21 protein-coding genes are annotated in these 23,481 nt (G+C 32.6%); 10 read left to right on the top strand and 11 right to left on the bottom strand.

The window, feature by feature from the left end; translation table 11 throughout:
- Entirely contained in the window at positions 1-1,299 is a 1,299-nt protein-coding gene (locus tag J2W48_RS01070) for a hydroxymethylglutaryl-CoA reductase, degradative (RefSeq protein WP_310276761.1), read from the bottom strand.
- Positions 1,300-1,481: 182 nt separating this feature from the next.
- On the opposite strand from J2W48_RS01070, the gene J2W48_RS01065 reads away from it, so the two are divergent.
- The 6 genes from J2W48_RS01065 to J2W48_RS01040 all read left to right on the top strand — a co-directional run bounded on the left by J2W48_RS01065 (position 1,482) and on the right by J2W48_RS01040 (position 8,981).
- Positions 1,482-3,680, top strand: coding sequence for a S9 family peptidase (locus tag J2W48_RS01065; protein ID WP_310276758.1), 2,199 nt, complete (start codon positions 1,482-1,484; stop codon positions 3,678-3,680).
- Between the two features lie 12 nt (positions 3,681-3,692).
- Complete coding sequence (locus J2W48_RS01060) at positions 3,693-5,237, top strand: peptide MFS transporter (RefSeq protein WP_310276755.1); 1,545 nt, start codon at positions 3,693-3,695, stop codon at positions 5,235-5,237.
- A 5-nt stretch (positions 5,238-5,242) separates the two neighbouring features.
- Entirely contained in the window at positions 5,243-7,048 is a 1,806-nt protein-coding gene (locus J2W48_RS01055) for a peptide MFS transporter (RefSeq protein ID WP_310276752.1), read from the top strand.
- Positions 7,049-7,090: 42 nt separating this feature from the next.
- Entirely contained in the window at positions 7,091-7,585 is a 495-nt protein-coding gene (locus tag J2W48_RS01050; RefSeq protein WP_310276748.1) for a thioredoxin family protein, read from the top strand.
- Between the two features lie 231 nt (positions 7,586-7,816).
- Positions 7,817-8,269, top strand: coding sequence for a thioredoxin family protein (locus J2W48_RS01045; protein WP_310276743.1), 453 nt, complete (start codon positions 7,817-7,819; stop codon positions 8,267-8,269).
- 265 nt (positions 8,270-8,534) lie between these two features.
- A complete protein-coding gene (locus J2W48_RS01040; protein ID WP_310276740.1) occupies positions 8,535-8,981 on the top strand; it encodes a thioredoxin family protein in 447 nt (148 codons plus the stop codon).
- 10 nt (positions 8,982-8,991) lie between these two features.
- Here J2W48_RS01040 and J2W48_RS01035 read toward each other — a convergent pair whose 3' ends face one another.
- The 5 genes from J2W48_RS01035 to surE form a co-directional block, all read right to left on the bottom strand.
- Complete coding sequence (locus J2W48_RS01035) at positions 8,992-11,031, bottom strand: ComEC/Rec2 family competence protein (RefSeq protein WP_310276738.1); 2,040 nt, start codon at positions 11,029-11,031, stop codon at positions 8,992-8,994.
- A gap of 57 nt (positions 11,032-11,088) precedes the next feature.
- Positions 11,089-11,571, bottom strand: a complete 483-nt coding sequence (locus J2W48_RS01030) for a C40 family peptidase (protein ID WP_310276735.1) — start codon at positions 11,569-11,571, stop codon at positions 11,089-11,091.
- Between the two features lie 10 nt (positions 11,572-11,581).
- Positions 11,582-12,700, bottom strand: coding sequence for a lipid-A-disaccharide synthase (gene lpxB, locus J2W48_RS01025; RefSeq protein ID WP_310276734.1), 1,119 nt, complete (start codon positions 12,698-12,700; stop codon positions 11,582-11,584).
- 62 nt (positions 12,701-12,762) lie between these two features.
- Entirely contained in the window at positions 12,763-13,026 is a 264-nt protein-coding gene (locus J2W48_RS01020) for a hypothetical protein (protein WP_310276732.1), read from the bottom strand.
- Positions 13,019-13,798: a 5'/3'-nucleotidase SurE gene (gene surE / locus J2W48_RS01015; RefSeq protein ID WP_310276730.1), complete on the bottom strand. Its 780-nt coding sequence runs from the start codon at positions 13,796-13,798 to the stop codon at positions 13,019-13,021. Before surE ends, J2W48_RS01020 begins: the two co-directional genes overlap by 8 nt.
- A 212-nt stretch (positions 13,799-14,010) precedes the next feature.
- Between surE and J2W48_RS01010 the strand changes: the two genes are divergently transcribed.
- A complete protein-coding gene (locus J2W48_RS01010) occupies positions 14,011-16,194 on the top strand; it encodes a carboxy terminal-processing peptidase (protein ID WP_310276728.1) in 2,184 nt (727 codons plus the stop codon).
- Positions 16,195-16,263: 69 nt separating this feature from the next.
- A complete protein-coding gene (locus J2W48_RS01005; protein WP_310276725.1) occupies positions 16,264-17,043 on the top strand; it encodes a DNA/RNA non-specific endonuclease in 780 nt (259 codons plus the stop codon).
- On the opposite strand, the gene rpe is transcribed toward J2W48_RS01005, so the two are convergent.
- The 5 genes from rpe to J2W48_RS00980 form a co-directional block, all read right to left on the bottom strand.
- Positions 17,020-17,682, bottom strand: a complete 663-nt coding sequence (gene rpe / locus J2W48_RS01000; RefSeq protein WP_310276723.1) for a ribulose-phosphate 3-epimerase — start codon at positions 17,680-17,682, stop codon at positions 17,020-17,022. The two genes, J2W48_RS01005 and rpe, sit on opposite strands and share 24 nt — an antisense overlap.
- A 193-nt stretch (positions 17,683-17,875) precedes the next feature.
- Entirely contained in the window at positions 17,876-18,739 is an 864-nt protein-coding gene (locus J2W48_RS00995; RefSeq protein WP_140508168.1) for a sigma-70 family RNA polymerase sigma factor, read from the bottom strand.
- A 460-nt stretch (positions 18,740-19,199) separates the two neighbouring features.
- Positions 19,200-21,335, bottom strand: a complete 2,136-nt coding sequence (locus J2W48_RS00990) for a polyribonucleotide nucleotidyltransferase (RefSeq protein ID WP_310276719.1) — start codon at positions 21,333-21,335, stop codon at positions 19,200-19,202.
- Positions 21,336-21,513: 178 nt separating this feature from the next.
- Positions 21,514-21,780 carry a 30S ribosomal protein S15 gene (gene rpsO / locus J2W48_RS00985; RefSeq protein WP_041516556.1) on the bottom strand — a complete coding sequence of 89 codons (267 nt, stop codon included), beginning with the start codon at positions 21,778-21,780 and terminating at the stop codon, positions 21,514-21,516.
- A 166-nt stretch (positions 21,781-21,946) separates the two neighbouring features.
- Positions 21,947-22,402 carry a GAF domain-containing protein gene (locus J2W48_RS00980; protein ID WP_310276715.1) on the bottom strand — a complete coding sequence of 152 codons (456 nt, stop codon included), beginning with the start codon at positions 22,400-22,402 and terminating at the stop codon, positions 21,947-21,949.
- A 71-nt stretch (positions 22,403-22,473) separates the two neighbouring features.
- Here J2W48_RS00980 and xrtF point away from each other — a divergent pair, with 71 nt between their 5' ends.
- Together xrtF and J2W48_RS00970 are read left to right on the top strand one after the other, a co-directional pair.
- Positions 22,474-23,010: an exosortase family protein XrtF gene (gene xrtF / locus J2W48_RS00975; RefSeq protein WP_310276711.1), complete on the top strand. Its 537-nt coding sequence runs from the start codon at positions 22,474-22,476 to the stop codon at positions 23,008-23,010.
- Positions 23,000-23,446, top strand: coding sequence for an exosortase F system-associated membrane protein (locus J2W48_RS00970; RefSeq protein ID WP_310276709.1), 447 nt, complete (start codon positions 23,000-23,002; stop codon positions 23,444-23,446). The genes xrtF and J2W48_RS00970 overlap by 11 nt, the downstream gene beginning before the upstream one ends.
- Positions 23,447-23,481: the final 35 nt, after the last annotated feature.

Raw genomic sequence — 23,481 nt, 5'->3', positions numbered from 1 at the left:
TTATTTTCTTAAATTTTCAATAAATTCAACTACAGCACTGTGGGAAATGGTATTTTTCCTGAAATGACTTTTGATAGAAATGCGTTCTTCTTCGGAGGCTTCAAATTGATTCAGGATGTTGTTTAAGTGCATTTTCATGTGACCTTCCTGAATTCCGCTTGTAGTAAGTGAACGCAAAGCAGCAAAATTTTGTGCCAGGCCAGCTACGGCAACTATTTGCATTAGCTCTTTTGCAGAAGGTTTTTCAAGCATTTCTAAACATAACTTAACTAAAGGGTGTAATGATGTCAGACCACCCACTGTTCCTAATGCCAATGGAATTTCAAGCCAGAAGGTAAAAATTTCGTTTTCAATTTTGGCATGCGATAAACTTGCATATTGACCATTTTTTGATGCATAGGCATGAATACCGGCTTCAACTGCCCTAAAGTCATTTCCTGTTGCCAAAACTACGGCATCAACACCATTCATGATACCTTTGTTATGGGTTACCGCTCTAAAAGGTTCTACTTCTGCAATTTGTACCGCCTGAACAAAACGCTCTGCAAATTTCTGTGGATTTGGGATGTGTTTTTCTTTTAAATCTTCAATAGGACAGGAAACTTCAGCCCTTACAATACAATTTGGAACATAATTCGATAAAATACTCATAATAACCTGAACATCTAAATCTGAATTTCGAGCTTCTTCTTTTAAGGTTGTGGCAAATTGCTCCAGACAAGAGTTGATGAAATTGGCTCCCATGCTGTCTTTTGTTTCAAAAGTAGCGTGAAGTTGGAAGTAATTGTCGAGTAAGTCTCTTTTATCTTTTAAATGAATATCTAAAATTCCACCACCGCGCTGTTGCATATTTTTGGTGATGCTTTGTGTGTCTGAGAAAAATTTAGGTTTTATTTTATTAAAGAAGGCTGTCAGGTTTTCGGCATCTCCTTTGAAGGTAAAATGAACCTGGCCTATTTTTTCGGTATCAATTATTGTTGCCTTAAACCCACCACGTGTTGCCCAGTATTTTGCTGATTTTGATGCTGCAGCTACAACTGAACTCTCTTCAATTGCCATTGGAATCGTTTTGTATTTTCCATTGATTAAAAAATTAGGAGCAACTCCCAGTGGAATATAAAAATTGGTTATGGTATTTTCTATGAATTCGTCGTGCAGCTGCTGTAGCTTTTCGTCTGAATTCCAGTAATTTCTTATTATATTCAGAGCTTCATCTGGGTTTGAAAAAAATTCTTTGGCGATCCAGTTTATTTTTTCTTTTTTGGATAATTTAGAAAATCCGGCAACAGCGTTGTTCATTCTCAGTATATTAAATAATAATGTTGTGGCAAAGATACCGTTTTAAGAGTTTTGTTGCAATGAATTTAAAATTTCAGAAGCAGGTAATTATTATTTTTTTTAACATTTAACACTTAAAATGTGTATTATGTTTATTTTTTTTACTAAAATTGGTCTCTTTTTTATATTTAAAATAATTCTGAATGAATACAAGTAAAGTTACTGTAGTACTTTTATTTCTGGTTGCAACGGTTTTTGGCCAGCAAAAAATTATTGTCGAAAATATTTATGATGGAACATTTCGTACAAAAGGAATCAATGGAACATTTCGTACAAAAGGGATGGACGAACTGCAATCCTTAAAAAATACGAATCAATACACTGTTTTAAATGTGGATCAGGGAAGCAGAAGTATGCAGATTGATTTATATGATTTTGCAACTCTAAAGAAAACAGCAAATTTAATTGATACTAAAAATCATAAGCAATTGGCTGACGGAATTGATAGTTATACTTTTGATGCAACAGAAAAGAAGATTTTAATTGCCAGTAATTCGAATCTGATATTTCGCCACTCTTTTACAGCAGATTATTTTTTGTATGATATTGCCACCAAATCGCTAACAAAGCTTTTTGATTTTCAGGTTCAGGAACCTACTTTCTCGCCTGATGGAACGAAAATAGCTTATGCGAAAGAGAATAACTTATACGTTTACGATGTAGCTTCTAAAAAGTCAACTGCTATTACTACTGACGGAAAGAAAAATGAAATTATCAACGGTATTACAGATTGGGTTTATGAAGAAGAATTTGCTTTTGTCCGGGCATTTGACTGGAGTAAGGACAGTAAAAAGTTGGCTTATATACGATTTGATGAAAGTAAGGTCCCGGAATTTTCGATGTCGATGTTTCATAAAGATTTATATCCAACAATTGAAACTTTTAAATATCCTAAAGCAGGAGAAAAAAATTCTGAAGTTTCCTTGCACCTTTACGATGTGGTCAATAATACTGCTAAAAAAGTTGATTTAGAAAAATACAATGATTTTTATATTGCAAGGTTACAATGGACAAATGATCATAACGTATTATCAGCTCAGGTTTTAAATCGCCATCAGGACAATCTTGATTTATTATTTGTTGACGGGACAACTGCAGTGGCAAAAGTGGTACTAAATGAAAAAGACAAAGCTTACGTTGACGTTACAGACAATTTGACATTCTTAAAAGATAACAGTTTTATCTGGACAAGCGAAAAAGACGGTTTTAATCATATTTATGTATATGATAAAACCGGAAAACTAAAAAATCAGGTTACAAAAGGAAACTGGGAAGTAACCTCCTACTACGGTTTCAATGAAAAAACAAAAACTGTTTTCTACCAATCTACAGAAAACGGTTCTATCAACAGAGATATTTACAGTATTGCCTTAGACGGAAAAAACAAAGTACGTTTGTCTAAAAATACTGGAACAAACGCAGCGACTTTTAGTCCTAATTTCCAGTTCTTCATTAATACATTTTCAAGCGCTTCTCAGCCAACGACTTATACTTTAAACGAAGCAAAAACCGGAAAAGAAATTCAGGTGATTGAAGATAATAAAGCTCTTGCTGATAAATTGAAAGGATACAATCTTCCAACAAAAGAATTTTTCGTTTTAAAAACAGCTAAAGGAAACGAACTTAATGCATGGATTTTGAAACCAAAAGATTTTGATCCTTCTAAAAAATACCCGGTTTTTATGTACCAATATTCAGGACCGGGATCACAACAGGTAAATAACGATTGGAACAATACAGATGATTATTGGTTTCTGTCTCTAACACAGCAAGGTTATATTGTAGCTTGCGTAGATGGAAGAGGAACTGGTTTTAAAGGTGCTGATTTCAAAAAAATGACCCAAAAAGAATTAGGAAAATACGAAGTAGAAGATCAGATTGATGCTGCAAAAGTAATTGGGACTTATCCGTATGTTGATGCTTCAAGAATTGGAATCTTCGGATGGAGTTATGGTGGTTTCATGGCGTCAAACTGTATTTTTCAGGGGAACGATGTTTTTAAAATGGCAATTGCGGTTGCTCCGGTAACCAACTGGCGTTTTTATGACAGTGTTTACACAGAAAGATACATGCAGACTCCACAGGAAAATGCAAGTGGATATGACCAAAACTCTCCAATAAATCACGTTGATAAATTAAAAGGAAAGTTTTTACTGATTCACGGATCAGGTGATGACAATGTACACGTACAAAATTCCATGCAAATGATTGAAGCGCTAATTCAGGCTAATAAACAATTTGATTCTCAGATATATCCGGATAAAAATCATGGTATTTATGGTGGGAAAACCAGAATTCAACTTTATAATAAAATGACTAACTTTATCAAAGAAAATTTATAACAAAAGCGCTTTATGACAAACGATTCAGTAAATAAGGAAGATTTTTTTGGACATCCAAGGGCACTTTTTATATTATTTTTTACAGAAATGTGGGAACGCTTTTCATTTTATGGAATGAAAGCATTATTGATTTTTTACTTGACACGTTACCATCTTTTTACGGACATAAACGGAAATTTATTGATTGGTAGTTACGCTGCATTAGTATATGCAGTTCCGGTAATTGGAGGTTTTGTAGCAGACCGGTATTTAGGTTTCCGGAAAGCGATTGTTTTTGGAGGTATAATGCTTGTGTTGGGTCATTTAGGAATGGCTTATGAAGGAAATGCCGCTACACAATCGGTTACTGGAGAAATCACAAGGGATGATGCCGCTTTGCAGATATTTTATTTTTCACTCTCTTTAATAATTGTTGGTGTTGGTTTTCTTAAGGCCAATATTTCATCATTGGTAGGCGAATTGTATCAGGTTGGTGATAAAAGAAGGGATTCCGGATTTACTTTGTTTTATATGGGGATAAACCTGGGTTCTTTTTTGGCTACTTTAATATGTGTTTGGCTTGGAGAAAAATATGGCTGGAGTTACGGATTTGGGGCTGCCGGTGTAGGGATGTTTTTTGGATTGCTGACTTTTATTTCAGGAAGAAAATTATTGAAAGGTAAGGGAGAATCAAAAGTGCCCGAATTGTTAGAAAAAAAATCTTTTGGCATAAAGAACGAATGGCTAATTTATGCAGTAAGTGTTTTATCTGCTTTGATTTTTTGGCAAATGGTTCAGCGTCATGAAGTAGTTTCCTATTCATTAATGATTGCTGGTGCAGTTTCATTTGTCTATATAGTTTATTACAGTATTACTCAATTAGATAAAAAAGCCAGGGAACAATTAATGGCTTTAACAATTTTAATTGTTTTTACAGTTATTTTCTGGGCTTTGTTCGAGCAGGCTTACACATCATTAAATTTGTTTGCTGACAGAATTTTAGACAGGACAATTTTTGGACACACCATTTCAGCTGGACAATTTCTAAGTTTTAATGCCTTATTTATTATTTTATTAGCACCTGTTTTTGCCTGGTTATGGGTAAAACTTGGGAAGTATAATCCAAATACTGCCGTGAAATTTTCTTTGGCATTGTTACTTGTAGGATTAGGTTTTGGTTCTTTGGTTTTGGGTATTAGCTTATCAGGACTTGGAAAAGTAGCTATGATTTGGTTAATTCTTACCTATTTTTTACATACTTGTGGCGAACTATGTTTGTCTCCTGTTGGGCTTTCAGCAGTTACGAAATTAGCTCCTGTGAAAATCGTAGGTTTTATGATGGGAGTTTGGTTTTTGGCCACTGCAAGTTCTGAATTTATTGCCTCTATTTTAGCTAATATTGCTTCAGTTGATACGTCTAATGGTACTGCCCCTGATTTAAATTTAGCAAAGCAAAGTTACTTAGTGCTTTTTGAATATCTTTTCTATACAGGAATTGGTTTTGGAGTTGTATTATTTGCACTTTCACCAGTAATCAAAAAATTAATGCACGGAGTCGATAAAGAATTAAATAATTAACATAAATGAGCCAGAACAATACAGACCAATTCTTCAAAAGTACCGTTTTAGGCCATCCTGCCGGTTTATTCGTTTTGTTTTTTACAGAAATGTGGGAACGTTTTTCATTTTACGGAATGCGTTCCTTGTTAATATTATTTTTAACCACTTCTTTTGTAAATGGTGGTTGGGGATGGACTCGTGAAAATGCTTCTGCGCTTTTTGGTTCTTATGTAGGATTGGTTTATTTGTCTACCATGTTAGGAGGTTATTTTGCTGATAAGATAATTGGTTTTCGATGGGCAGTTGTTGTAGGGGCAGTTTTAATGACACTGGGGCATGCATCGATGGCGGTTGAGACAGAATTTTCTATCTATTTAGGGCTGGTGTTATTGGTTTTTGGAAATGGTTTTTTCAAGCCTAATATGACTTCTATCGTTTCAGAAATGTATAAAGATCGTCCTGAGAAGAAAGACGGAGCTTATACATTATTTTATATGGGTGTAAATGCAGGCGCTTTTTTCGGAATTTTACTTTGTGGATATTTAGGAGAAAAAGTAGGGTGGAGTTATGGTTTTGGATTGGCAGGAATTTTTATGTTCTTTGGGATGTTGCAGTTTTGGCTGTCACAAAATATCTTTGGAGATATAGGTTTAAAACCAAATAAGGATAGTAAAGCGAAAGCAGAAGCCTTGGATATGGACAAAAGAAATCCTTTCTCCCCATTACAGTTGGCGGCAATAGCTTTTTCTGCAATTTTAGCTTTGTTATGGCTTTTAAATGATCCTGCATCAAAAATATCAGGAGGAAAAGTGAATCTTTTTTCTTTCCTGGGTTCAAATGGAAACTCTATTGCGATAGTTTCGGCTTTGGGTGTTTTTATTATTTTGTTAGTTTATAGATTTACCCAGTATTCTAAAATTACCAAAGAAAAATTAATTGCAGTTACCTTCTTCGCTTTTCTGACTATTTTCTTTTGGGCAATTTTTGAACAGTCTCCAAACAGTTTAACCATTTTTGCTAACGATTATACAGATCGTGTTTTAGTTGGAAATTGGAGTATGATCTTTTTAGTTGTAAATTCATTGATTACCATCATGCCTTTGGTTATCATTACCTGGGTTTTGTTTTTATTATTTAAACAGACTTTTAAATTATATGCCATTGCCAATATCATCTTGAGTATTAGTTTTATCATTATTTGGGCAATAGCAATCTGGATGCTCACAAAAGATTATTATACTGCGGGGTATTTGTCTCTGTCTGATGCAACGCTTGAGGTATTAAAAATTAGGAAAGTAACGGAGCCATTAACAGAAGTTCCGGCAACGTGGTTTTCTACCTTAAATTCATTATTCATTATTTCTTTGGCTCCCTTATTCTCAAAATGGTGGGAAAGTAAATACAACCCTTCTGCAAATGTAAAATACGGTATCGGAATGGGGTTGCTGGCATTAGGAATGGCTTGTGTGGCTTTTGGGGCAAATGGTATAGAGCCAGGTGCGAAAACGGCTTCGGTAAGTATGATTTGGTTGATACTGGTTTATCTTTTTCATACTATGGGAGAATTGTGTATTTCGCCAGTTGGGCTTTCATATGTTAGTAAATTGGTGCCGGCCCGTATGATTGCTTTTATGTTTGGAGTTTGGTATTTGGCAGTTGCTATCGGAATGAAAGGTGCGGGCATGTTTGGAGAAAATATTGATAAAATAGCAAATGAGCACGGATTAAGCTATTTCTTTGGGATGTTGACTATTATTTCAATTTTGGTTGCTTTGTTTTCAATCGCAATGACTCCGGTTATTAGAAAATTAATGCACGGTGTTCGATAATTTTAAATGTTATTTTTGTTTACATTTGAAAAAAAATAAGATATGAAGAAGATATTTATACTAGCATTTCTAACAATAGTTTCTTGTGCCGCAAAAGCTCAGGACTCGAGCGTAAGCGAACAGGCGAAGCAATTAAATTGGCATACAGATATTAGGGAAGCAATAACTATTAGCAATAAGGAGAAAAAACCTTTGCTGATGTTTTTCACAGGTAGCGATTGGTGTGGATGGTGTATCCGCCTGCAGAATGAAGTTTTAAAAACACCTGAATTTCAAAAATGGGCTAAAGAAAATGTAATTTTGGTTGAGTTGGATTACCCTAGAAGAACCGCCCAGGCTCCTGAAGTTAAAAACCAAAATGCCGAATTACAGCAGGCTTTCGGGATACAAGGATTTCCAACTGTTTATTTTACCAATGCAGAGACTAAAGATGGAAGAGTAAATTTTAAAGGTCTTGGTCAAACGGGTTATGTTGCAGGAGGTCCAACAGCTTGGTTAACAGTTGCTGATGGAATTATTAAATCTCAGAAGATGTAAATTATTTTTCAGAACGAATTACGAATCCCTTCATAATGAAAATTGTGAAGGGATTTTTTTGTTTAGTAAGAAAACTAGATACTAATTATTTGATTGATTAGTTAAAAAATTAGATTTTGGCAATTAAAAGGAATAAAAAAAACACATAGTGTAATTTTAATATTAAAAATCCTTGTGCAATTAAAATATAATGTTAATTTCGTAATGCTAACTAACCTAACCTTATATATTATGATAAAAAAATTACTTCTATTAATTTTCTTTTTAGGACCAATTTCATTCCAAGCCCAAAATATAGTTTGGAAAACAAGTATGGACGATGCTATCAATGCAAGTAATGCACAAAGAAAGCCAATGTTGATTTTTTTTACTGCTTCAACTGCTCCCGATAACCTTCAGAACGAAGTGTTTAAAACGCCCGATTTTGCAGTATGGTCAAGAGATAATGTTATTTTGGTAAAGCTGGACTTATCAGATAATGCCGTTTCAGATTATGATAAGGAGCAAAATGTCAAACTTAAAAATGCTTTTGGAGTTCAGGAATTACCAGAGGTTTGTTTTGCGAGTGCTTCTATCAGAAAAAATAAAACAACATTTCAGGCACTTGGTAAAATAGGGTATAAACCAGGAGGGGCAAAATCATGGATTTCCGAATCTGATGAAATTTTACATCCAAGTGAATAACATAATGGAACCTAATTTTTAACTTAATTTGTAGAATCCCTTTTTTCGGGTCTAGCGAAAGGGGATTTTTTTATGAAATAAGAATTGTCACGATGAAGAGTGTAAAATTTTAAGAACTAATTTTTTTTATTTTCATAAAATTTCGAGTTTATATTGATGAAATCTATTTTTTTGAATATATTTTAAATTTTTGTCAAAAAAACACTTGTTTGGTTCATGTATTATGTTAATTTAGTTGAATTATTACAATTAAACCCTACTTATTATGACCCGAAATTTAGTTGCCCTACTGTTTTTTTTAGGTCCATTTTTAATGCATTCGCAAAATTTAGTTTGGAAAACAAATTTAAATGAAGCTATTGTAATTAGTAACGAACAAAAAAAACCACTATTGATTTTTTTTACGGCATCAGGGATGTCAGAGAAAATTCAATCAGAAATTTTTGAAACTCTGGATTTTGCTGTTTGGTCAAGAGATAATGTCGTTTTAGTAAAACTAGATTTGTCTAATAATGTAATTTCTCAAGCAGAAAGAGATCAAAATTTAAAAGTCAAAAATGCCTTTGGAGTGGTTGAATTGCCACAAATTTGTTTTGCAATGGCTACAAGCAAAAAAGGTAAGACTACTTTTAATGCACTAGGTAAGATCGGATATATATCAGGTGGTCCCAAAGTATGGATAGTAGAATCCAATGAGATTTTGCATCCCTAAGGTTGAACTTTTATTGATTTAATTTATAGAATCCTTTTTCTCTGGTCGAGTGAAAAGGGATTTTTTGTTTCAGACAAGTTTCTTTCCAAAGTTTTTGAACTGAATAAGAGTTGGAAGCATCTGCAACAATTATTTTCGGATGTAAATCTTTCAGGATGCGTTCTAAATTAATTTTCGGCGATTCAATTAATAATAAGATATCAGGCTGAATCCTTTTTTGATAAATCCCCGTACTATCAATTATTGAAATTTTTTTGAAATTAAAAAAAAGCGTATTTCTAATTTTTCTTTTCTTTTCTACAACACCAAAATTACTAACCAAATAAGAGTTTAAAATGGTACTATTTGATTCTTTCCTAATTGGGTTATCATTACTAAAAAGCGTAATGCATCTTCCATTTCTTTCAGATATTAGCGTTTTTTTCTTCAGGTTATAAACAATCAATTCATGAATGCTTTCTGTTTCTTTTCTTGTAATGACAAAAGAAAATTGTAGAAAAATGACTGAGATCATTACAATAATGAACTTAGTATAATTTGGGTTTTTCAACCAAATAATAGTTGAGATTATTAATAAGTAGAATGTAACTAAATAGTAAGAATTGAAGCTGATATCATGAATTATAAAAGACTCAAAAGAAGCTACAAAATGAATTGACTTGTTTAACAAGTAAATACTCTTCTCAAAAATTTCAATTAAAATTAAGGGAGGTGTTTTAAAAATGGCTACCAGCATTACTATGATTCCAATAATCATAATGAAAGATAAAATTGGGATAATGATAATATTAGTAACGAAGAATAATCCCGGAAATTGATGAAAATAATAAAGACAAAGTGGAAGTGTACCGATTTGTGCAGCAAATGAAACCGTTAAAACATCCCAAATATAAGAAGTGATTTTATTTTTTGGTGACCATATGTTTTTTAATAATGGCTGGAGCCAAAGTATAAAGAACAGAGCGAGATAACTTAATTGAAAACCAATATCAAACAAAAAATAAGGTTCGAAAAGTAAAATCAATAATATTGAAACTAATAAAGTGTGATAGGTATTTCCACTTCTTCGTAGATGATTTCCAATGGCTAAAAAAGAAAACATTACGACTGAACGTAAAACAGATGGTGATAAACCTGATATTATGGCAAAAATAAATAATGAATTTAGAATAGCCACTAATTTTATAAATGACCCTTTCCGTGTATTTGGGATAGGCTTTAAAATAAAAGAAATAAACAGCATAATAAAACCGACATGCAATCCTGAAACCGAAAGGACATGTGTTGCTCCTGAAAATTGATAATCCTGAATTATATTGGATGAAATTTCCTGACGCTGACCCAAAATTAAAGCTAGCGCAACATTCATCTCAGTTTTAGCAAAATGACTTTTTTCGAGATTGTGCAGTATCCTGGAATGTAATTTTGCAGCATAATACCAAATGTCTTTTTTGATTTTTTCATTAATCCGGATGTCAGCTTTAGTTGTGTATATCTGAGCATAAATTTGTTTGTCTTTCAGATAATTGGAGTAATTAAATTGATTGGGATTCTTAGGAAAGCTATTGTGTTGTAAAGTGGTTTTTGTTTGAATGATATTGCCAACTATCAGTGAATTTGAGGTGCTGTCACTCTCCACATTCAATATAATTTTACCGGAGTATAATTTCTTTCCTATTGAATTTATATTAGCAATATATCGATTATTAAAATCGTTGCTTTTTAATTTTTCACGAATTATTAGAGTCACAAGTTGAGTTTCTTCAAAAGCACTTTTAGAATGTATATAATTAGATTTATATAATGATTCTGTGTGGAATAATAATGTCATGATGCCAAGAAAAAAGAATATAAAATAAGTCAGTATGCCAAAAAACAGATTTATTTTTTTGTTTTTTCTGGATAAATGATAAAAAATAATCAATGCTATTATTTGAACAGCTATGGCAACAATTGTTACAGCTATAGAGATTTGCCAGCAATATGAAACCAAAATTCCAATAATGAAACTTATAGTAATTTTTGTCAAGGGAAATTGTAATACTTTCATTTTCTAAAAGTATTAAAAAATTTGTAAGAAAATTATATTTATTTAATTAATTGAAGGCTATTCAACAATTCGATTAATTTGTACGAAAGAATTTTTATAATAGGGTTCTTTTGTCGAAGATATAATTACGCCTTTTGAAGTTGAAGAATGTACAAATTTGATTTCGGTTTTATTAATTTCAATAATAAGCCCAACATGGTTAATCTGTTTGCTTTTATTTGTTTTAAAAAAAATCAAATCGCCTTTTTTGGCATCATCAAATTTTATTGTTTTTCCAATTTTTGATTGCTCATACGAACTTCGGGGAAGTTTTATATTTTCAGACGCAAAGGTTGTAAATACCAAACCTGAGCAATCAAAACCTTTTTTGGTTGTTCCTGCTGCTTTGTAAGGCGCGCCTATATGATCTGTAGCAGTTTCAATTAAGTTAAAAATGAGGTTTTTAGTTTCTCGTTTCTCTTTTTTGGACGCTGTTGCCGATGTTGATTTACAAGAAATCACCAGAGTCGATAAAAATAATAAAAGGAGTATTTTTTTCAAAACAAAATTTTTAGACTTGTTTTAAATCTGCCATAATTAGTTTTGCTGTTTTTTTGCTTGCACCGCTTCCACCTAGTTTTTGCTCTAAAATATCATAATTTTTCAATAATTCTTTACGATATGTTGGCTCTAGTAATTTTTTGAGTTCTTCTTTAATGCGTTTGGTGTTACAGTTATCCTGTATTAATTCTGTTACAACTTCCTCATCCATAATTAAATTGACAAGCGAAATATATTTTAATGTTATAATACGTTTCGCAATTTGATAGGAAGCCCAGCTTCCTTTGTAGCAAACTACTTCAGGAACTTTAAAGAGAGCGGTTTCTAAAGTGGCAGTTCCGGAAGTTACTAATGCAGCTGTCGAGCAGCGAAGCAAATCATAGGTTTTATTCGAAATAAATTTAATGTTTTTATTGGTGATGAATTGTTGATAAAATTCAAAATCCTGACTGGGTGCTCCGGCAATTACAAATTGATAGTTTTTAAAGTCGTCCACGACACTTAGCATTACACTTAACATTTTGGTAATTTCCTGCTTGCGGCTTCCGGGTAGAACGGCAATAATTGGTTTTTCGGTTAATTGGTTTTCTGTTCTAAAAACATTTTCATCAAGTTTTGGCTGATTTTGGATGGCATCGATTAAAGGATGTCCAACGAACTCAACTGGAAATTGATGTTTGTCTTCATAAAAGTTTTTTTCAAAAGGCAAAATCACAAACATTTTATCGACATCTTGCTTGATGGCTTTGATTCTGTTCTCTTTCCATGCCCAAATTTGAGGAGAAATATAATAATGAGTTTTGTAACCTAATGTTTTAGCCCATTTAGCAATCCGCATATTGAAACCAGGATAGTCTATAAAAATTAAAACATCTGGTTTAAATTTGGCAATGTCTTTTTTGCAGATTTTTATATTGCTTAAAATGGTTTTCAGGTTAAAAATTACTTCTACAAAGCCCATAAATGCTAAATCGCGATAGTGTTTTACTAAAGTTCCGCCTGTTTTTTCCATTAAATCACCTCCCCAAAATCTAATTTCAGCCTGAGAATCTTCTTCATACAACGCTTTCATTAAATTGGATCCATGTAAATCTCCGGAAGCTTCACCTGCAATAATGTAATATTTCATATTATTATTTTTGAAAGTATGCCTGTTGTCACACTAAGTAATTTTATTGGTAAAGATAAGATTTATATAAATAAGGTAGAAATAGCCAGGATAATCACGGCTAAAATAATACCACGAGCCATGAATTCATAATTTTTTTTAAAAAAAACGCCTAGATTTAGAATGGTACCCAAAGTGATTACTTTTCCTAAGTACCCACTTTCTTTAATGGTTAGAATTCCAGATGATATATCGAATTTGGTAAAGAAGGTAATAAACAAATAGCTGCCTAATAATGAAGTTAAAATTCCAATAATAAAACCTGTAAATATGTCTTTTTTATTCATTTAGATTCCAATTGTTAAGTTGCTGTATCGTGTGATGCGCTGTTAAGTCAAATTGAACGGGAACTACAGAAATATAGCCGTTTTCTAACGCCCACTCATCCGTATCTTCACCTTTGTCCTGATTCACAAATTCACCTGCAAGCCAGTAATAATCTTTTCCGGACGGCGTTTGTCTTTTATCGAATTTTTGAGAATAATATGCTTTCGCCTGACGACAAATTTTTATTCCCTTAATGTCGTTTTCTTTCAATTTCGGAAAATTTACATTCAAAATTACGCCTTCAGGTAATTTGTTTTTTAGTGTTTGTAAAACTATTTTTTTTACAAAAGATTTGACAGGTTCAAAATCAGCATTCCAATCATAATCCAATAGCGAAAATCCAATTGCAGGTATTCCTTCAATTCCTGCTTCAACAGCTGCACTCATCGTTCCGGAATAAATTACATTTATGGATGAATTAGAACCATGATTAATTCCGGATACACATATATCAGGTTTTCTTTTCAAAATTTCATTAACTGCAAATTTTACACAATCAACAGGGGTTCCGGAGGAACTATATTTGTCAATAGGATCATTTTCTTTTGAAATTTTATCCAGATATAATGTATTGTTTATTGTAATGGCATGTCCCATGGCACTTTGTGGCTTATCAGGCGCTACTACAATTACTTCTCCAATAGTTGTCATAACCTCTATTAAAGCTTTTATTCCGGGTGCCGAAATACCATCATCATTGGTTACTAATATAAGTGGCTTGCTGTTTTTCATGGCAGGATTATTGCTTTGATTTTAGGGAATGTAAGATTTTGAAAACAAATGTAGTGACAGATTTTTGTAGAATCCTAACAAATAAAAAAAAAATGTCAACTAAATTATCTAAGCTTTTCAAGAGTCAAACATTTTTATATCTTTAACAAAAAATTATAGTAGACTTGGCTATAACAGCTTAGTTTTTACCATAACTTAGATTTAAAAAATTGATGAATGCTATTATTGAATTTATGAAACGAAATTATAAAATACTCATAGCCGTATTATGCTTGTCTGTAACCTTGTTTGCATTCAAAGTTAATGCAGGTAAAACAACAGATCCAGATCCAAATAAGGATAAAATGCTTTTAGAATTACTTGCGTTTGTCATAGAAAAAGGACATTATAATCCTCCAGTAATAGATGATGCGTTTTCTAAAGGAATCTTCAAAGATTATATAGAAGCTTTGGATCCTTCAAAACGTTTTTTTCTGCAATCTGATATTGATGAGTTCAAACAATATGAACTGATGTTGGATGATCAGTTTCTAAATAAGGATTTGACCTTTTTTAATCTTACTTATACAAGATTAATGAAGCGTATGGAAGAAAGCAAAAAAAGATATAAAACTATTTTAGCCCAACCTATTAATTATAATGTTGACGAAACTTTTAATGCGGATTATGAGAAAATTCCGTATGCAAGTAATCTGGGTGAAATTAATGAAAGATGGAGAAAACAAATTAAATTATCGACACTTTCCTCTCTTGTTACAAAACAAAAACTGGAAGAGGATAAGCAGAAAAAAGATGCAGGTTACAAAATGAAATCTTTTGAGGCATTAGAGAAAGAAACACGTGAAAGTTCCCTAAAATCATTAGATGATAATTTTAGTCTTATAAAAGATTTGAATAAAGGGGATTGGTTTTCTGTATATGTAAATTCAATCATGTCTCGTTTTGATCCACACACAAGCTATTTCGCCCCGGAAGAAAAAGATCGTTTTGATGTTAATATCAGTGGTAAATTAGAAGGTATTGGTGCTCGCTTGACTAAGAAGAATGATTTTACTCAAATTGATGAATTGATATCTGGAGGACCTGCGTGGAAAGGAAAAGAATTAGAATCCGGTGATTTGATTTTAAAAGTTGGACAAGGAAATAATGAACCTGTTGATGTTGTCGGAATGCGTCTGGATGATGTGGTTAAAAAAATCAAGGGACATAAAGGAACTGAGGTTAGGTTAACTGTCAAAAAAGTAGACGGGACAATCAAAGTTATATCAATCATAAGAGATGTGGTTGAAATTGAAGAAACCTATGCAAAATCCAGTATTGTTGAAAAAAATGGACTGAAATACGGGGTTATTTATTTGCCTAAATTTTATATTGATTTTGAAAATAAAGACGGTCGCGATGCCGGAAAAGATATTGCTTTAGAGGTGGAAAGACTGAAAAAAGAAAATATCAACGGAATTGTATTGGATGTTCGTGATGATGGTGGAGGTTCACTATCAACAGTTGTTGATATTGCAGGATTATTTATAGAAGAAGGTCCAATAGTTCAGGTTAAATCTGCCGGAAGGAAGAAAGAAGTTTTGTATGATAAAGACAAAAAAATAGAGTGGGATGGCCCATTAGTAATAATGGTTAACAGTTTTTCAGCTTCAGCTTCAGAGATTTTAGCTGCTGCAATTCAGGATTATAAGAGAGGTATAGTTATTGGAAGCAAACAAACTTATGGAAAAGGTACAGTACAAACAGTTATCGATTTGAATCAGTTTGTTCGTAATAGTGAATTTGGAGATTTTGGTGCTTTAAAAGCAACAGCTCAAAAGTTTTACAGAATCAATGGCGGTTCTACACAGTTGGAAGGAGTGAAGAGTGACATTGTAATGCCGGACCGTTACAGTTATTTGAAAATGGGAGAGCGTGATATTGATAATGCAATGCCTTGGGATAAAATTGACCAGGCACAGTATAATGTATGGAATTCTAATGAAAACTTTAATCAGGCTATAGTAAACAGCAAACTTAGGATTTCTCAAAACCCTCAATTTAAATTAATCGAGGACAATGCTAAATGGATAGATGTTAAGAGTAAAGAGAATACTTATAGTTTAAATATTAATAGCTTCAAAGAAACTCAGACACAAGTTGAAAATGAGGGTAAAAAGTATAAACCAATTACAGACTATAAAAACAATTTAGTTTTTAGATCTTTACCGTACGAGCAAGCGGAAATATTAAAAGATGCAGCTTTAAAAGAAAAAAGAGATATTTGGCATCAGGCTTTATCTAAAGATGTTTATGTAGAAGAAGCATTAAATGTATTAGATGATTTACAATCAAAAGAAGTTCCTAAGCCCACTATTTCAAATAAAATGAAAAAGGATAAATTGGCAAAATCATAATTTTAAAATAAACTTTAAAACGTTCCAAAACTGAAAGATTTGGAGCGTTTTTTATTTGTATCTAAAAAAATGAAAAAGAATATTGTTTTATTTTTAATTTTTTCGATATTATTTTCTTGTAAAAAAGAAGTTAAAAATGAATTATTGCAAAATCATCAGCAAACTCATTTTATTTCAGATCAGGAAAATACAACTTCTGTCTATACGGTTGCTTATTTACCAACTTCAACAACCAAGCAAATTGTAAAACATAATTATTATACATTGTCATACAATGAAAAATTTGAACAGGCTGAATGGGTTGCGTATGAGTTAAAGAAGGAATATCTGAAAAATAATGATTTTAAGAGGCCTTATTTTGTCCAGGATCCAAAAGTTGTTACTGGTTCTGCAGATTGGAGAAATTACAAAAAATCCGGGTACGATAAAGGACATCTTTGTCCTGCCGGAGATATGGAGTTTGATAAAAATGCTTTTAACGATACATTCTACACTTCGAATATATCACCTCAAAACCATGATTTCAATAGTGGAATTTGGAATCGATTAGAAAATAAAGTACGTTATTGGACAGGCAAATACAACAATCTTTATATAGTAACGGGTGGTGTTTTAAAAGAATCAGATAAAAAAATAGGAACAGAAGAGGTTTCTGTTCCTGAATATTTTTATAAAATTGTCCTGACCAAATCGGGTAAAGAACACAAAGCAATTGCTTTTTTAGTTCCCAATGAAAAAAGCCAGAAAGGAATTTATGAGTTTGTGGTTTCTATTGAAACGCTTGAAAAAATGACAGGAATTGATTTCTTTCCAAATTTAAAAAACTTAAAAAGCAGTAAGGATTTTTAAGTCAGCAATAGTTGTGGTTGGGTTTTCTGCTTTAAAAACAAAACTTCCGGCAACTAATACATCAGCACCAGCTTCTACTAATTGTTTGGCATTTTTATTAGTTACTCCACCATCAATTTCTATAAGGGTTGAGGCGTTTTTACGAGTAATCAGTGCCTTCAGTTTTTTTACTTTATCATAAGTATTTTCGATAAATGATTGTCCACCAAAACCAGGATTCACGCTCATGATACAAACTAAATCAATATCGTTAATTATGTCCTCTAATAAATCTATGCTGGTATGAGGGTTAATGGCAACTCCTGCTTTCATTCCTTCGGCTTTGATAGCTTGTAAGGTCCTGTGCAAATGTGTGCAAGCCTCATAGTGTACACTTAGAATATTTGCTCCTAAATCAGCAAAAGTTTTAATATATCGATCGGGATCAAGAATCATCAAATGTACATCGATAGTTTTTTTAGCATGTTTTGAGATAGCCTCTAAAACAGGCATTCCGAAAGAAATATTCGGAACAAAAACCCCATCCATAATATCAATATGAAACCAATCAGCCTGACTGTTGTTAATCATCTCGATATCACGTTGTAAATTGGCAAAATCAGCTGCCAGAACAGAAGGAGCAATAAGTGTATTCTTCATTTTGTAGTTGTGTTGTATTATTTTTTGCAAAGGTAATTATAAAAAATAAAAAACTCCGGTAATCAGCCGGAGTTTCAATCATCAATCAAAAAACGAACAGTCAATCAAACTGTTGTTTACTGTTAGTCGAAAGTCAAATGTCTAAAGTCAAAAGAGACTTTTGGACGTTATAAACTTTCTAACTTAAGACTAATTAGCCTAAATATGTTTTAAGGATTTTACTTCTTGAAGTATGTTTTAATCTTCGGATTGCTTTTTCTTTAATCTGACGAACACGTTCACGAGTTAAGTCGAAAGTTTCTCCAATTTCTTCTAAAGTCATTGGGTGTTGATCTCCAAGACCAAAATACAAACGAACAACATCAGCCTCTCTGGGAGTTAATGTCTCTAATGAACGCTCAATTTCAGTACGTAATGATTCATGGATTAATTCTCTGTCAGGGTTTGGAGATTCTCCGGAACGTAAAACGTCATAAAGGTTAGAATCTTCACCTTCAACAAGGGGCGCATCCATAGATAAGTGACGTCCAGAGTTTTTCATTGACTCTTTTACATCATTTACCGTCATATCCAATTCTTTTGCAATTTCTTCAGCAGAAGGCGGGCGTTCGTTAGATTGCTCTAATAACGCATACATTTTGTTGATTTTATTGATAGAACCAATTTTGTTTAATGGTAAACGAACGATACGTGATTGTTCTGCCAAAGCCTGAAGAATCGATTGACGAATCCACCAAACTGCGTAAGAGATAAATTTGAAACCACGAGTTTCATCAAAACGTTGAGCCGCTTTAATTAAACCTAAGTTCCCTTCGTTAATTAAATCAGGAAGTGTTAATCCCTGGTTTTGATATTGTTTAGCAACCGATACAACAAAACGTAGGTTGGCTTTTGTAAGTTTTTCTAAAGCTTTTTGATCACCGGCCTTTATTCTTTGTGCTAATTCTACCTCTTCATCAGCGGTAATTAGGTCAACTTTTCCAATTTCTTGTAGGTATTTGTCTAATGATGCAGTTTCACGATTGGTTACCTGCTTGGTGATTTTAAGTTGTCTCATTGTATTGTCTCCTTATTTTAAAGTGTACAGATTGTTATACGTAAGGAGTTGTGAAAAAGTTACAAAAGTTTTAGAAATATTTTAAAAAAAAATCGACTTGAGAATTTATTTTTCCCATGTAATAATCTATTTTCGAATTGCATGATTGTAAAATAAATTTTGTTCCCTTTTAAGGAAGGTTCGAATTGTTATGCAACACATCATCTTTTTTCCAATATCTGCCATACCAACTACAGTGAAATAAATACTATAATAAGAAACTACAAAAGAGTATATACAGCCATATCATCATAAAATATTATTTGAAATGATGTTTTTGCATTTTACACATTTGCATAAAATGGGTAAGTCTTAATCAGGATCACTATTTACAATTAATAATTTTTTAAAACGAAAACCCCAATTCAACTAAATGAATTGGGGTTTTCTATAAATAAACCTTTAGTAAACTAAGATCTGATTACTCTTTTTTCTCCTCACGTGGAGGTCTTGGCATAAGCGCTTTTCTTGACACTTTTTCTTTTCTCGTTTTAGGATCAAGACCAAGGTATTTTACTTGAAAGATATCACCCATGTTTACTACATCTGTAACATTTTCAGTACGTTCCCATGCTAATTCAGATACGTGAAGTAAAACTTCATTTCCTGGTGCTGCTGTATATTCTACCACTGCTCCAAAGTCAAGCATTTTGATTACTTTAACTTCGTAGGCTTCTCCCATTGCTGGTTTGAAAGTGATAGATTGGATTTTAGCTAATACCGCTTCAATTCCGGCAGGATCTGTACCTAAAATTTCAATAACACCTTCTTCGTTTACTTCATTGATCACGATAGTTGTTCCGGTAGCTTTTTGTAATTCCTGAATTACTTTTCCACCAGGTCCAATTAATGCCCCAATAAAGTTTCCAGGAATAGTTCTGGTAATGATTTTTGGAGAATGTGCTTTAACGTCTGCATTTGGTTGTGCAAGAGTTTCAAGTAATTTTCCTAAAATATGCAAACGTCCATCACGGGCCTGAGCCAGAGCTTGCTCCATGATTTCGTATTTCAGTCCGTCAATTTTGATATCCATTTGACAAGCTGTAATACCTACTGAAGTTCCGGTTACCTTGAAATCCATATCTCCTAAATGATCTTCATCACCTAAAATATCAGATAAAACGGCAAAACGATCTCCATCAGTAATCAATCCCATTGCAATTCCTGAAACCGGACGAATCATTTGTATACCGGCATCCATTAAAGCTAATGTTCCGGCACAAACCGTAGCCATAGAAGACGATCCATTTGATTCTAATACTTCAGAAACGACTCTGATAGTGTATGGGTTTTCAGCAGGAATCATGTTTTTCAATGCTCTTTGTGCTAAGTTTCCATGTCCAACTTCTCTTCTTGAAGTTCCTCTTAATGGACGAGCTTCTCCTGTAGAAAATGGAGGGAAGTTATAGTGCAAATAGAATTTTTCTTCTCCTTGTTCTGATGGAGAATCAATTTGGTTGGCTTCTCTGGATGTTCCTAAAGTTGCTGTTGCCAAAGCTTGGGTTTCTCCACGTGTAAACAATGCTGAACCGTGAACAGATGGTAAATAATCTACTTCACACCAGATTGGTCTGATTTCTGTAGTTTTTCTTCCGTCAAGACGAGTTCCTAAATCTAAAGTTACATTACGAACAGCTTCTTTATTAGTTTTGTAGAAATATTTAGCAACTAAATCGCCGTTTTCTGCCAATTCTTCTTCTGTAAATAATGCTTTTACTTCCTCTTTTACAGCATCAAATGCAGCTGAACGTTCATGTTTAGCTGAACCTTTACTTGCAATAGCGTAAATTTTATCATAGGCCGCTGCTTTTACTTTTGCATAAATAGCGTCGTCTGTTTTTTCAGTTTCATAAGTACGAACTTCTTTTTTTCCAAAAGCAGCAGCCAGTCTTTCCTGAGCAGCAATTTGTACTTTAATATGTTCGTGGGCAAATTTAATTGCTTCTAACATTTCAGCTTCTGAGATTTCTTTCATTTCTCCTTCTACCATTGCGATAGAATCAGTCGAAGCTCCAATCATCATATCAATATCAGATAATTCTAGTTGTGCACGAGATGGATTGATGATGAATTTACCGTCAATTCTTCCAACTCTGGCTTCAGAAATTAAAGTTTCAAAAGGAATGTCAGACAAAGCAAGTGCTGCCGAAGCTGCTAATCCTGCTAGAGCGTCTGGCATAACTTCATCGTCATGAGACATTAACTGAATCATAACCTGAACTTCTGCGTGATAATCACTTGGGAAAAGTGGGCGTAAAACACGGTCAACTAATCTCATTGTTAATACTTCGCTATCACTTGGGCGAGCTTCTCTTTTGAAGAAACCTCCAGGAAAACGACCTGCTGCTGCAAATTTCTCACGATAATCTACCGTTAGTGGTAAAAAGTCGATACCCGGACTTGCTTTTCTTGCGGAAACAACTGTACCTAAAATAACAGTTTTTCCAATTCTTACTACTACAGAACCGTCAGCTTGTTTGGCTAAACGGCCTGTCTCGATTGTGATGCTTCTGCCATCACCTAAATCGATACTTTCTACAAATAATTGTGGAATCATAAATTTTTTCCTTATTGGTTATACAATGGGTTTTAGTTGTGTTGTAGTTGTTGTGTGTAGTTGTTGTTAATCTAAAACCCAATGAAAAACCAAACTTTTTTTCTTTTTAAAAATGCTTGTAATATATATAATCTGTAAAAACAAAAAGAGGCACTTTCGCACCTCTTTTCTATATTGATTATTTTCTGATATTCAATACTTTGATAATCTCACGATATCTGTTGATCTCTTTCTTTTTCAAGTAATCTAACAACGATCTTCTTTTACCTACTAACAGTACTAATGAACGCTCTGTGTTATAATCATGACGATTTTTTTTCAAGTGCTCAGTTAAGTGACTAATTCTGTAAGTAAACAATGCGATTTGAGCTTCAGCTTTTCCAGTGTTTGTTGCTTCACCGTGTTGTGCGAAAATCTCTTCTTTCTTTTCTTTAGTTAAATACATTCCAATATTATTTAATGATTTTTATGTATGTCGTACATCTTTTGTAAGACGGGTGCAAAAATACATCTTTTTTTTGAAAAAATAAATTTAAAAGATTGAAAAATTTAAAGATTAAACAATTTAAGCGAAAAATAATCTTTTTTTACTGTTTTATGGATGTTATTTTTTAATAAAGCGTAGCAACTTCTTGATTTACAAACTCTAAAAATCTTTCGTCAGCTTCTGTAAAAGGATCTATAACATGACTGTCAATGTCAATTTGACCAATATTTTGTCCGTTGACAAATAAAGGGACCACTATTTCTGATTTCACTGTAAGGCTGCAGGCAATATAATTATCCTGAGCCATAACATCAGGAACAACAAAATTAGCATTGCTTTCTGCAACCTGTCCGCAAATTCCTTTTCCAAACGGAATTACGGTATGATCAGTTTCAGCACCTGCATAAGGACCTAAATGCAAGGTTTTGTTTTCATGATTGGCAAAATAAAATCCAACCCAGTTATAATATTCAACATTTTCGTTTAACAATTGGCAAACAGCTAATAATTTTTCGTCTTTCACTGTATTTGCGTCAGCTATAATAGCACTTATTTTAGGTTGTAATTCCTGAAATGTCATAATATAAAATTTTTATGCAAAAGTATTTAAAGCTGAACTCAAAAAATACATAAATTTGAAAAAAAAATCCTTTGAAAAAATATTTATTACAATTTAAACCATTTCTGATTTTTTTAAGCACTTTTTTCGGTGTTTATGTCTTGCTTACAGTACTTTATAAACTTTATTTAAATAATTTGGAGACAAATAATATTGACGGAATAACAAATATAGTTGGCCGCAATGTCGATCAGCTGATGCATTTATTTAATTGTGATATAAAGATTTTAAAAAGTATATCAAATCCTTATCTGGAGGTTTGGTATAATAATAAGTATACGCTTAGAATTATTGAAGGTTGTAACGCTGTAAGTGTTATTATTTTATTTGTCTCTTTTGTGATTGCTTTTTCTGGAAAATTTAAAACAACTTTGGGTTTTATTTTATTTGGGGTCCTTATTATATACGTATTAAATGTTATTCGAATTGCTTTGTTAACAGTTTTGTTATTTCATTTTATTGAAAATGAGCATATTTTGCACGGTGTTCTTTTTCCATTAATTATTTACGGAATGGTTTTTCTTTTATGGATTATCTGGGTGAATAAATTTTCACAATATGCTAAATAAATTAATACAACATAAATTTAAAATTATAATAACTATCCTCATAGTATTGTGTTTTGGTCTTGTCAGGGCTTTCGAGAAAGAGTTATTCTATGATCCCTTTTTAGAATATTTTGAGTCTGATTTTCAGAATTTACCGTTGCCCAGCCTGAGCGCTTTTAATTTTTTTCTCTCACTTTTATTTCGGTTTGGATTAAATACAATATTATCATTGGTGTTAATTTATACTTTATTTCAGGATGTTGACATATTAAGGTTTAGTGTATATCTGTATTTGTTTTTTCTGATACTGTTTTTTGGAATGTTTTTTTTAATTCTAAACTATTATTCTGATGGAAGCTGGCTTCTTTTTTACGTGAGAAGATTTATTATTCAGCCTCTATTTGTTTTGCTTTTTATCCCTGCTTTTTATTATCAGCAGCAGAATCTCAAAAAATAACATTTTATTAGTTCTTTTTTAAAGCATTTTGAATA

The sequence above is a fragment of the Flavobacterium piscis genome (assembly GCF_031457575.1).
Taxonomy (GTDB): Bacteria; Bacteroidota; Bacteroidia; order Flavobacteriales; family Flavobacteriaceae; genus Flavobacterium; species Flavobacterium piscis_A.
The sequence above is the reverse complement of the archived record's forward strand: the minus strand, read 5'-3'. Positions and strand labels throughout refer to the sequence as shown.